This is a genomic window from Pseudoalteromonas sp. S2755, from assembly GCF_005886535.1.
Taxonomy (GTDB): Bacteria; Pseudomonadota; Gammaproteobacteria; order Enterobacterales; family Alteromonadaceae; genus Pseudoalteromonas.
Genome location: NZ_PNDS01000010.1, coordinates 25,814 through 39,635, shown reverse-complemented (window position 1 = coordinate 39,635; position 13,822 = coordinate 25,814). Strand labels below are relative to the sequence as shown.

4 protein-coding genes are annotated in these 13,822 nt (G+C 42.3%); all 4 read left to right on the top strand.

What is annotated here, in order from left to right; genetic code table 11:
* Positions 1-3 precede the first annotated feature (3 nt).
* The 4 genes from CWC03_RS02555 to CWC03_RS02540 are packed head-to-tail and all read left to right on the top strand — an operon-like array spanning position 4 to position 13,821.
* Positions 4-2,037, top strand: a complete 2,034-nt coding sequence (locus tag CWC03_RS02555; RefSeq protein WP_138580458.1) for an AMP-binding protein — start codon at positions 4-6, stop codon at positions 2,035-2,037.
* Complete coding sequence (locus tag CWC03_RS02550) at positions 2,034-5,366, top strand: non-ribosomal peptide synthetase (protein WP_138580457.1); 3,333 nt, start codon at positions 2,034-2,036, stop codon at positions 5,364-5,366. The genes CWC03_RS02555 and CWC03_RS02550 overlap by 4 nt, the downstream gene beginning before the upstream one ends.
* 13 nt (positions 5,367-5,379) lie before the next feature.
* Positions 5,380-7,083, top strand: coding sequence for a cyclic peptide export ABC transporter (locus CWC03_RS02545; protein ID WP_138580456.1), 1,704 nt, complete (start codon positions 5,380-5,382; stop codon positions 7,081-7,083).
* A gap of 18 nt (positions 7,084-7,101) precedes the next feature.
* The gene (locus CWC03_RS02540; RefSeq protein ID WP_138580455.1) at positions 7,102-13,821 is read left to right on the top strand and encodes a non-ribosomal peptide synthetase; all 6,720 of its coding nucleotides are present in this window, start codon (positions 7,102-7,104) and stop codon (positions 13,819-13,821) included.
* Position 13,822 lies beyond the last annotated feature (1 nt).

Below are 13,822 nucleotides of genomic sequence, written 5' to 3'. Positions count from 1 at the left end.
GTCATGAAGTATACGATTATTGATTTTTTAGAAAAAAATAGCCAAACCAAACCAAACGAAGTTGCATTTCGCTTTTTGAATGATAAAGATCTATCTCCGGTTAGTTTGACACACTCTCAGCTTTGGCATGCTGTGCAGGTGAGAGCGGAACAAGTGCGTCAACAGGCAACACCTGGTGAGTGTGTATTGCTACTTTTCCCATCAGGTTTAGACTATGTTGTGACATTTTACGCTTGTTTGGCAGCTGGGGTGATTGCGGTACCACTATACCAGCCAAGCAAAAGCAGCAAAGTAGATCGAATTACAAAAGTTGCTCAGAGTTGCAACGCAAAAGTTGCGCTTACTATTACCTCTGAAATTGATAAGATCAATGAATGCTTTGCTCATGATGCCACACTGCAAGCGCAGGTTAAGGCTGTCGCTGTAGATGCTCTACCTGAGATGGGATTATACGTAAATCGTGAACTAGAGTTTGAACAGGTTGCTTTTTTGCAATATACATCCGGCTCAACGGGTGCACCAAAAGGTGTGATGATTTCACATAAAAATATTATCGGTAATGTGACTCACTTAACGGAGACATCCGTTGCAACCGATAACGATGTATTTGTAAATTGGTTACCTCTGTTTCATGACTTAGGGCTTATTACAGCCATCTTATGGCCTGTGTATCTTGGCACGAGCTCGACTTTGATGTCGCCTGCAACATTCGTTAGGGAGCCTATTAACTGGCTGCAAGCGATACATGATTATAAAGGTACGATGTGTGGTGCTCCTAACTTCGCTTATAACCTGTGCACGAAAAAAGTGTCTGATGAGGCAATTAGCAAGTTAGATCTGTCTTCATGGAAGGTTGCATATAATGCTGCTGAGCCAGTAAATGCTGATACGCTTTATGCTTTCTCTAAGAGGTTTGCAGCGTGTGGCTTTGATCATAATAGCTTTTATCCCGGCTATGGTATGGCGGAAGCTACCGTATTTATTACTGGCGTTACCCGGGATGAAGCGCCGAATATCATTATCTGTGACAAAGTTGCACTAGGGGAGTTTAAACTACAGCAAACTGATGCTGAAAAAGACGGCCTAACTAGCAAATTAGTCAGTTGTGGTTTTGCTGAACGAGATCACCATGTATGTATCGTTGATCCAAACACAAAGCGAGAACTTGAAGATGGCTTTGTCGGGGAAGTTTGGTTTGCAGGGCCTAGTGTTGCCAGTGGCTACTGGGGATTAGATGAGATTTCTTCAGAGGTTTTTGCACAAAGTTATCAAAAATTAAATGGAGAGCAAAGTGAGCCTCTCTATCTAAGGACGGGCGATTTAGGTTTACTAAAAGACAATCAAATTTACATTACTGGTCGCCATAAAGATCTAGTGATCTTCCAAGGGAAAAATCACTATCCACAAGATATTGAGCTAGCAGCAAGTCAAGCACACCCAGCCGTTCGTAGTGGGTACAATGCCGCCTTTTCTGTGGAAGAGGATGGTGAAGAGGCGCTGGTATTAGTAACAGAGCTCACTCGAGAGGCTTTTCGCAAAGCGGATTATCAAGAAGTGAGTGATAGCATTCGTGCACATGTTTATCGTGAATGTGAAGCGAAGGTAACAGAGGTTGTATTGCTAAAACCATATTCTATCCCAATGACCTCTAGCGGTAAGATCCAAAGAAAGCAAGCAAAGGCAAACTGGCAACAGGGTGTATTGTCACCGCTTTTCAGTGCTCAGCTAAATGCCTTAGAAGATCTCCACATAGCGCCTGAAAATGAAATCGAAGAACAAATTCATGCAATTTGGTGCAATCACTTAGAGGCGGAACAGGTTTCAGTTGAAGCCAAGTTTTATCAAGTAGGTGGTGACTCTATCTCTGCAATTGAAATTGCCGCAGAGGTGAAAAAAGCATTTGTTGAACTAGAGCTAGAAGAACGGGATTTACTTGAAAAAGATAGCGTGAGAGCGATGGCTGATTACGTAACATTAATGCGTAACTTTGTTACGCCAACAGCTAAAACTACGGATGAAGGAGTGCTTGTGCTATGAGGTTAGCTGAGCTATTTGATTTACTTGCAAGTAAAGGTGTCGTACTGAGCTGTCAAAATGGTCAGCTGTTATTAGAAGGTAACGTAAGCGAGTTATCAGAATCTGAAATCGCATTGTTGAGAGAGCGAAAACAAGAAATCATTGCCTTAAGTGGTGCGAAAAATAGTGTTTTTGATATTAACACCATTGCGCGAGGAGAGACTTATACGGCTTCGATGTCGAGTCACCAAAAAAGTATGTACTTGTTGGAGTCATTAGCTCAGCAGTCTTATTACAACTTGCCTGTGGCATACAAAATAGTGGGCAAGTTGAATGTTCATCAATTGCAGCATGCATTTTCGACACTAGTTGAACAGCATCATGTATTGAGAACCGTATACGTTGAAGCGAATAACACACAGCAAGTTCAGCCTATGAGTGATTTTGTATTATCACATACTAAATTAGACTGTGAATCTGAGCTGCAGCATGCTCTGCAGGTTGAAGCGAATTATCGTTTCGATTTAACGGCCGAGTGGCCTATTAGAGCGCATGTTTTTGAGTTGTCGGACTACAGTGTGTTGAGTATCAATGTCCACCATATTGCTGCGGATGGTTTTTCGGCCAAAATAATACTTCAAACACTTTCCGATGCTTATGCAAAAGGAGATGTGCAGCATTACCCTGTCCAAGCCCAATATGCTGATTTTAGTGAGTGGCAGCAGCAATATCTTAACTCAGAAGCCGGTAAGGAAGGTGTTGCGTATTGGCGGACACTATTACAAGGAGCGCCAAGTTGCCATAATTTTCCGCTACAAAAACAAAGACCAGCAGGGATGACGGTAAAAGGAAAGCGAACCGAACAACTGCTTAGTCCTGAGCTATCTAGCGCTATAAAAGTGGCGGCTAAACAACATGGTGTGTCTAGATTTTCTATGTTGCAATCGTTATTCGCTTGTTTTCTATCACGAATGAGTGATAGTCAAGATGTTGTGTTTGGCTCTGTCTACGCTAATCGCGGTTGTGACAATGTAGGGCACACTGTCGGTATGTTTGCAAATACCTTGCCGTTTCGTTTTCAATTTTCAGCAGAAGACGGCCTAGCGGATGCGTTACAGCAATGTAAAGGACTAGTTCAGCAAGCAAAACAACATCAATACATTCCGTTTGATGAAATCGTTAAGTGCGCAGAGGTTGAATATCAATCAAATCATTTGCCTCTGGTGCAAATTATGCTGGTTGCACAAGACAATGCGCTTGAACAGTTCGAGCTAGAGGATTGTCAGGTTGAGTTTATTAAGAATGAACAGGAGGTTTCAAAGTTTGACTTTTCTATCCATGTATTTACGAAAGGCAAGCAATTAGCTTTTGTTTGGGAGTATAACACCGAGCTGTTTAGTCAAAAGTGGATCGTACAACTAGGAAAGTATTTTGAGCAGTTTATTGCGACGTTAATTTCAGCACCGGAACGGGCTTTTGCAAAAGTTGATTTTGTCGCGACTGACGATATGACACTCGCGACAGTACAAGATTTTCCTTGTTTTAAGAGTCTTCCTGAATTGATTGCTGAACAAGCGCAAACAAGCAGAGAATGTATAGCTGTTCGTCATCATGATGACGTATTAACCTACGAGAGTCTCGAAGACTGTGTTAGCCGTTCAGCAGGTGCGTTATTGCAACGAGGCTATGCACCAGGTTGTCGTGTAGGTGTATGTATGGACAAGTCGATTGAGATGGTGATTTCTATGCTCGCAATTATGCGTGCAGGGTTGACTTATGTACCTATCGATCCGAGTTATCCGCAAGCGCGTATTGCTCAGATTTGTAGCAACGCTGAGCTGAGTTGTATTGTTACTGCACATGGAGAGTTTGATGTTGTATTGGAAGACTGGCAGCCAGAGATCGTGGCCATTTCTCAGCTATTACAAGGGAGTAAACCTACAAGGCTGCCGGTACTAGCAGCGGATGATATTGCCTACGTGTTATATACATCAGGTTCAACCGGGGTGCCGAAAGGAGTGGCTGTTCCGCATGGAAGTATCTTCTACTCTATCGAAGCAAATCGCAATGTCTTTGGCTTTTCGGCAAGCGACAGCATGCCCACGATAGGCTCTCAGGCTTTTGGTGTATCACTACTAGAAATCCTTGTGCCGCTGCTTAGCGGAGGAGGAGTAGAAATTGTTTCCAGAGAAGATGTGTCGCTAATACCAAATCTCGTAGAGCGCACTCAAAATGTTTCTGTACTTCATGCTGTACCAAGTTTGATGTCTCCTTGGATTGATGAAGTACTGCATCGAGGTGATAGCTGTTATCCAGCACTAAGATTGCTGTTGGTTGGTGGGGAGCCGGTGCCAGAAGCATTGCTTAAGAAACTGAGAGATTGGAGACCCGACGTCGAGATTCGAGTATTGTATGGCATGACTGAATCGTCAGTGGTCAGCAGTAGCTATGATGCCAGAAGAGTAGAGTCATTGGGCTATTGTATCGGCCAGCCACATCCAAACGTCAATTATTATGTGATGAATCCATACGGAGCTCGACAGCCTGATGGCGTCAGTGGTGAGTTATGTGTCGCCGGTCTATCGCTTGCAGCTGGCTATGTTAACAATGTAGAACAGAGCAATAAGCATTTTGTCTTTGAGCAGAAATTAGCACAACGTATCTACAAGACCGGTGATAGAGCCAAGCGAAACTCGGATGGTTATTACGAGTTTTATGGCCGCTTAGATAATCAAATCAGTTTAAGAGGTGTGCGTATTGAGTTAGGGGACATTGAAAGCTGTGTTAATTTAGTCCACGCAGTAAAAAGTTGTGTGGTTCATCCGCAAACAATAAATGATACAGAAACGGTCCTTGTGCTCTATTTCTGTCTCCGAGATGAAGCGGATGAAAAGCAAGTACTAGCGCAAATTAAAGCGCAGATGGATGAGCAACTCCCTGCTTCAATGAGACCAACACTATTTAGTTGTTTGGATGCTTTACCGTTAAACGCCAACGGAAAAGTAGATCGTAAGTCACTACCCATACCACAATTGCAAAGTGATTATGTGGAGCCTGAAACTGCAACGGAGGTCGCGCTTCAAGGTTTATGGAGTGAACTATTTGAGATGCCAGAGATTTCTGTGGAAGGTAACTTTTTTGAGCTCGGCGGTCACTCTCTACTTGCTAGTAAGTTAGTCGCAAAATCAAATGCTCTATTTTCTATCGATCTCTCAATAGCATCGTTTATGACGTCACCGACGATACGTTTGTGTGCGAAGCAAATCGACCTTGAGCTGGATAAGCAAAAGATGCAGCAACTCAGCGCCGCTGTGGTTGATCAAACAAATAATGAAGAATTAGTATTTTAAAAGGCTTAAAACAATGAATAAAAATAGAAAGCTAACCTCACTGAGTAGGCTCCTTTTTAATTACTCGCCGAAACAACTTGTTTTTGCTGTCGTGCTTGGGATGCTGTCAGGTGCCCTATATAGCTTAATTATTCCATTTATTTTGAGTGGACTGGAGGATGATTCTCTTACTGTATCGGATTATGTATTGTTAGAAGACGGAGGTGCTGGTTTTTTCATCTTTGTTACTGCTATTTTATTGACTAAGGTTGCTTCTGTAATTTTTGTCAACAACATCGCGAAATCAGCCTCCGCCGATTTAAAGTTAAGTGTTGCAAAACGCATTCAAGCTTTAGGTGTTGATACAGTTGAACGTATAGGCTTTTCTAAGATTCTGAATATCGTCGTTGATGATGTGAATAAAATAACGAATGCTGCCGTTGCTATACCAATGATGATTGTATCTTTGGTGACCGTATTGGGCATGTTGACTTATCTGGCTTATTTAGACTTACAAGTATTTGCCTTTATTTGTGTTGCAATTGTCATCGGAGTTTTACTTTTTCAACTTCCCGTGTTGTTTGCTAAAGGGCTGTATACCCGCTCTCGAAACGATAAAGATGCATTACAAGAAGGGATCCGAGGGCTGATCTTCGGTGCTTATGAAATGAAGCTGAGTCACGAGAAAGGAAAGCAATTTTTAGCCGAAGAAATTGCCGTGCCGCTAGCGAGCTCAACATCGCAAGAAAAACGTGGTGATGCGATTATTCACTTGGCGGGTAACGCCAGTGAAATGATTTGCTTCTTCGTAATTGGCGCAGTGGTCTTTTTGTTACCAACTGGGTATTTAAGCTCAGGTACAAGTGCTTTTGGTGTGGTGATGGCATTGCTCTACATCACAGGACCAATCGCGAGTATTTTATCAATGATGCAAACTCTTAAGATTGCTCAGGTGTCTTTAGAGCGGGTGCACCAGCTACAAATGCTAGAGCCTGAGGTTTACAGTACTAGCAAAAATACGGTTGAAAACACCGAGTGGACTAAACTGTCGTTGTCAGAGGTTCAATATCAATATACATCTGATGAAGTAGATGAAGCGTTTGCGCTCAAGCCGGTGAGCCTCAATTTCGAGAAGGGAAAAATATATTTCATCGTGGGTGGTAATGGTTCTGGTAAGTCAACATTAAGTAAGCTGATTTCCTTCCACTACCGTCCAACTAAAGGCAGCGTTCAGTTTGATGATACGGTTGTTACAGAAAACAATTTAATGCAAATGCGAGAAAAAGTCGGTGTTATTTTCTCAAACTATCATTTGTTTAAGAAGCTCTATATTCCAACGGAAAAAATCGACAGGGAAAAAGTTCAGCAATATATGGAAACGTTCAAATTGACTGGGAAGACAGAGCTTGTCGGCAATATTTTCACTACAACTAAACTTTCTGATGGTCAACGAAGACGCTTAGCACTACTAGTTGCTTTAATGGAAGATAAAGATATCTACATCTTTGATGAGTGGGCTGCAGATCAAGATCCTGAATTTAAAGACTTCTTTTATACCCAGGTGCTGCCAGAGCTAAAAGCTCAGGGTAAGTTAGTGGTCGCGATCACACACGATGATAGATATTTCAACTGTGCAGACTCAGTTATCAAAATGGAATCTGGCGCGGTAAAAAGCATGATGAACACCGCAGCAATTAGTTTGGCAAAGCCTGCGATGCCAAGTATGGCTCAAGCATAAAATAAGAAGAATCGCGTTATGAATATTAGTACCTTTTTAGACTATTGTGTCACCAATCATGTTGCTTTGAGTGTGGACAATGAGCAACTGAAAGTTAATGCCCCGCAAGGCGTGCTACAACAAGCGCAGATTAGCTTTATTAAAGAGAATAAACAGCAGCTTATTGACATCATTAAGACGCTAGAGCTGAAAAAAGAAAAATCAGCAATTTTTGATAAACCGCTTGATGATACGGGTGTTATCTCGACAGGACAGCGCCAGATGTGGTTACTGGAGCAACTGACTTCCGGACAGCCTTATAATTTCTTTCGTATCCTGCGCTTAAACGGAACATTAAATACTGATGTACTTGAGCAAGCGTTGCATGTACTGGTTATGAGGCACAAACAGTTACGTATGACGTATCACGATAACAATGGTGTACTAACCACAACTTGCCAATCTCAGCCTGCATTTTCACTGCCTGTGTATTCGGCAGGTGAAGGAGATAAAGGGCAATTGCTGGATACGGTTATCAGTGAGTTCCAACAACATGAATTCGCGTTGGATAAAGATGTTTTGCTAAAAGCTTCTGTAGTGAGCCAGTCTGAAGAGGTACATTATCTTCTTATTAAATGCCATCACATAGCAACAGATGGATGGTCTCTTGAACTTATCAACAGAGAGCTGAACTCCGTTTACACTGCACTGGTGAATGGCAAAGAACTCGAGTTATCAACACTTACTCATGAATATGGGCATTTTAGCCTATGGCAGGATTTTTATCTCAGCCACGAAAATGCGGAAATTGACAGAGAGTTTTGGTCAACTTATCTCAGTGGGGAATGTGAGTCACTAAATCTTGCGCAGTTTAGTCAAAGCAATAATTCACCGTTGGTAGCGGAGACCGTGACAGTACCTGTTACTTCTCACTTGGCTAAGACACTCAAGCAGCTGTGTAACAAATACAACACAACTATGTATACCCTATTCCAGTTTGCATTTACGTTGCTACTAACCAAATACAGCCAGCAAAAAGATGTGGTTATAGGTACACCTGTTGCCAATAGAGACGAAGTGGAATTGCAACCATTAGTTGGGTACTTTGTTAATACGCTTCCGATCCGCTTTGAATGTGCGCAATCAGAAACGCTAGCGCTTGCATTACCTAGATATCAGGACATGTTAAATCAGGTCATGACTCACAAAGCCTTGCCCTTGAATGAGATCCTTAAAGTATCCTCTTTGGATAATGAATTACTAACCCAAGTGATGTTTACTTACTCAGCGTTTGAGTCCAGCGTGCAGCAACTTGGCGGCATGGATATTGAAATACTTGATCCTGAGCAAAAGCTTACAGACCTTCAGCTACATTTAAATTGTGTTGAAAGCAAAGGCGAGATTTCTTGTCAGTGGCATTTTGCAACTCAGTTATTTGAGCAATCGTTTATCAGCTCAATGGCAACTCATTTTATTGCGGTGTTAGAGCAACTTGTTGCTGCTGATCATGACGATTGTGCGCTTTCACAAATCGATCTGCTGAGTGACAATGAAACCCACTTTTTGGTTGAAGAGTTGAATCAAACTGCGACTGAATTTTCAAAATCTGCTTGTATTCACGAACTAATTGAGCATCAAGCTGAGTTACATCCAGAGAAGGTAGCGGTGGTATTTGGTGATGAGCAGCTGACCTACCAAGCATTAAATGAAAAAGCGAATGAGCTGGCCCACTATTTGATTGATGAACACGGTGTGTGTGCCGAGATGCCTGTTGGATTATGTGTTGGTCGTTCTTTAGAAATGGTCGTAGGCATTTTGGCTATTCTGAAAGCTGGTGGCGCCTATGTACCATTAGATCCAAGTTATCCAAAAGAACGTCTAACGTATATGTGCGAGGATACAGGCATTAATCTGATTTTAAGCCAGGCACATCTTTGTTCTGTTTTGACACACTTTAATGGAGCGATACTTGCCCTTGATGAAATTATGGCAAATACGAAAGCTGTGCTTGGTAACCAATACAGCCAAGAGAATCCGAATGTAGATATTGCAGCAGATAACTTAGCGTACTTGATATATACCTCAGGCTCTACAGGTCAGCCAAAAGGAGTGATGGTTGAACATCACGGGGTAGTCGCATTTGTTTCCTCACCTACGTATGCCGAAGTAGATTTATCAACAAAAATGGCGAGTTTATCCTCACATGCTTTTGATGCGTTTGTGTATGACTTGTTTTTTAGTCTGACTAATGGTTCTTCTTTGTATATCTATCCGCAAGATATTGCACTTGATGCACAGCAATTTCACACTCAAATCTCGCGTGATGGGATCACCAACCTATTTACAACCACGGCACTGTTTAATGTATTAGTGGAAAATAATGCTTTTGCTAATACAAAGATAGAGCAAGTATTATTTGGCGGGGAGCGTTGTGATGTTAAAAACGTAGAGCGTTTCAAAGAAGCCTATCCAAATGTTAGCCTGATGCATGTATATGGGCCAACAGAAGCTGTTGTATACGCAACTGCTTGTGAACTATCGGCAGTTGAGTATGGTGCGCCAATAGGTCGTCCTATCAATAACAATACTGCATATATTCTTGATGAGGAGCAAAACTTAGTTCCTTTTGGTTGCATCGGGGAGTTGTATGTCGGTGGTGCTAGTTTGGCTAGAGGTTATTTCAAGCGGGAGGAGCTAACGGCTGAGCGCTTCATAAAGAACCCTTTTTATAATCAATCTAGTTCAAACAGTTCAGTACACTTATATCGTACAGGAGACCTTGTTCGTTACTTGGCTGATGGCAATATCGAATTTGTTGGACGAGCTGATGATCAAGTTAAAATCCGTGGCTTTAGAATTGAATTAGGGGAAATCGAGTCTAGACTCAGTGACCTCAACGCTGTCGATTCCGCGCTAGTAATGGCTTTAGATATAGCTGGTAGCCAACAGTTGGTGGGCTATGCTAAGTCTGCGATATCCTTAGATAATAGAGACTTAGTAGCTACAGGCTCTGAGATCAGAAATCAGTTAGCTGCAATGCTTCCAGATTACATGGTGCCAAGTGTAATTATAGTGGTCAACGAGTGGCCACTTACCGTAAACGGTAAAATTGATAAGAAAGCATTGCCAAAACCTGACATTGCATCTAGCTATGGTAACTATGTCGCGCCATGTACTATGCATGAAAAGGCGATAGTTGATGTTTACGCTGAGGTGCTTCAACAAGAATATGATGTTATTAGTACTACGAGTAGCTTTTATGAATTAGGTGGCCATTCGCTATTGGCTCTTAATGTGCAAGCACAACTTAAGTTACAAGGGTTGTTTGTAACTATCACGGATATTCTGCAGCCAATTTCAATCCAGCAGTTAGCGAAAAAGGTAACACAGCTTGATAGCGAGAATAGCGAGTTTGTGGCACCAAAAAACCAGATAACAGCTCCGAAAGATGTCACGGTTGAAAAACTAAACATGGTGTCTTTAAATAATGTCGAGCTGTCTAGCCTTATTGGCAAAGTCCCTGGTGGCAAGGAAAACATCGCGGATATATACCCTTTAAGCCCGTTACAAGAGGGGATGCTTTTTCACCATATAATGGACAAAACGGAAGACTTATACTTAACCTCCTTTACTTTAAAGCTTGCTAATGCAGAGTTGGTAGAGCAATTAATTACGGCGCTACAGAGTTTAGTTGCGCGTCATGACACGTTAAGAACCGTATTTTTCTGGGAGGGGTTACCTGAGCCTGTACAGGTTGTACTGAATCAGGGCGAGCTTTGTGTCGAACATGTCGTGTTAGAAAACTACGACACGACAGCGGAAGGTCGTGCGCTACTAGAGCAGCATAAATCTAACCGAATTTCGTTGCACCAAGGGCCGCTGCTACAGTTGAAAGTAGGCAAGAGCAACGAGTCAGATGAATACCTTGTGCTGGTAGAGCATCATCACCTCATCATCGATCATATTGGTTTAGATATTCTTGTTGAAGAGCTTAGCGCAGTAATGTCGGGCAATGATGAGCATTTACTGACACCGACACCATATAGAAATATGGTTGCCTATGCCAAGATGAAAAATAGTGATGATCAGGGAATCGGGTATTTTCAGGAACTGCTAGGTGACTTGGAAAATAAAACTACATTATTTTCAGGCTCTACAGCGGCACCTGAGGACACCTACAGCGGCCGTATTGATAAGGCACTCGGGGAGCAACTTCGTAAAACCTCAAAACATCTTGGTCACAGTATCTCTGCTATTTTCCATACGGTTTGGGCACAAGTTGCAGCACAATGTACGGGAGAGCCAGATGTGGTATTCGGTACTGTGTTATCGGGTCGGTTGAATAATTTTGCGAGTACGCAAAGAACAATGGGTATGGCAATAAACACCCTACCACTCAAAGTACAGACCGCAAAGACCAATGTACGTTCTATGATTGGAGATATCGCCAGTGGGTTACAAGCGCTAATTGATGTTGAGCAAACACCACTCTCTTCAGTACTTAATTTAACGCCATTTGGTGGTGACCTATTTAACTCGGTTCTGAATTATCGCCATTCATTGGAAATGGAAGGCGAAGGTGAATTTATTGATGGTTGGGAGGTATTAGGCGCTCACGAAAGAAATAATTACTCAATCTTTGTAAATGTTGATGATTACGACCTTTCGGGCGCTTTTAATGTGACGGTGCAAACAGCCAATGGCGTTTGCGCAAAGAGATTACACGGCTACTTTATCGAGGCGTTAACTAACATTCTCAACAGTATTGAAAAGAGTGTAGAGTTAAAGCAAGTATCGGTTATTCCAAAGGCTGAGCTTAACACTTTATTAGATAGCTTTAATCATACGAAAGTCGAGTACGATGACACCTGCTGTATTCACGAGTTATTTGAAATACAGGCAGAACAAAATCCAGAGCGGATAGCAATTCAGTATCAGCAGTCACAGTTGACATATAAGCAGCTAAATGACAAAGCCAACAAACTTGCTCGCTATTTAGTCGAAAACTGTAAAGTGGTACCAGATACCTTAGTCGGACTCAGTGTTGAAAGATCGCCAGAGATGATAATTGCTATCTTAGCGATTTTGAAAGCGGGCGGTGCTTATGTACCACTTGATCCCAGTTATCCTAAGGATCGCTTAGAGTTCATGGTTAATGACGCGGAGTTAGCTTTGATCTTGACGCAAAGTCGATTCCAATCTGTATTCGAAAACGACGCATGTACGCTACTTACGCTTGATACATTATTAGATGAAAAGCATGAGAGCTATAGCCTGATTAGACACCTATCGGATCATAATCTAGATAAGAAAATGATTGAGCTAACTCCTCGTCATCTAGCCTACGTCATCTATACATCGGGTTCTACAGGCAAGCCTAAAGGCGTATTAGTAGAACACCATGGAGTAGTGAATTATCTTACATATGGACAGCATTACTTACAGCCTCATCATAAAGGTGCTGTAATGAGTACGCCGCTGAACTTTGATGCAACAGTCACCAGCTTATTTGTTCCGCTTATATCAGGTAAACAATTAGTCGTACTCGCTGAAGATTTGCTTAGTATGTTCGAGCAATTGGCGTGGTATTTGTTCGAGCAAGGAGATAGCTGGTTATTTAAGCTAACACCTACTCATCTAGATGGTTTATTCCCTTTATTTGAAGGTAGCTCACCTTGTCAGCAAGCTCATAGTCTAGTGATTGGTGGTGAACAATTAACGACAAATGTTGTGGCAAAGTGGCAGCGACATTGCCTACCTAACGCGTCATATATTAATGAGTATGGACCAACAGAAACGGTGGTGGGATGTACAACCTTCACTATTAGTAATGAGGCTTCGCTACAGACTTGTGGTAGTAGTGTGCTTATTGGACGACCAATTAGTAATACGAAACACTTTGTGCTGAACGGCGATATGCCAGCGCCGATGGGGGCTGTTGGGGAGCTATGTATTGCTGGGGTTGGTGTCACCCGAGGTTATCTGAACAGACCGGAACTTAATGAGCAAAAATTCACTACATTTACCTCGCCGATCGGCAAAGTTGAGCGTATTTATCGCAGTGGTGACTTAGTGCGTTATTTAAACGATGGCAACTTAGAGTATATCGGTCGCGTTGATGACCAAGTGAAAATCCGCGGATTTAGGATTGAAACAGGTGAAGTTGAAGCGCATTTGACGAAACAGAACTGTGTCGACTCAGCTGTAGTGCTGGTTAGAGAAGTTGATTCTCAACAAGTGCTTATTGGATATGTGAAGCCAAGTGAGGCGACTGATTCCGATAGCCACAGCGACTTTGTTACTCAGCTTAAAGCGCTGTTGGGAGCATATTTACCTGACTACATGATACCGAGTGCTTTGGTTGTGGTGCCTAGTTGGCCACTGACACCTAATGGAAAAATAGACAAGCGCGCATTACCAGAACCAGAAAATAATGCTGTCATTGGCGAATATACCGCGCCTGAATCTGAAACTGAGCATGCCCTTGTTGCTATTTGGGCTGAGCTATTGAATCAGGAAGTGGGCTCGATCAGTACAACAGCTAACTTCTTTGAGATTGGTGGCCATTCATTGCTGATGGTGCGTTTATTTAGCCATATCCAAAGGGAGTTTGATATTACTTTGGAGCTGCAAGCACTATATGAGAGCCCTTATATCCGTGAACTGGCGCAACTTTGCGACGTAATTATAACGAAAAAAGAATTACAACAACGATTAACTCAACGTGTTGACTGTGAAATTGAAGAGGTCGAGTTTTAAT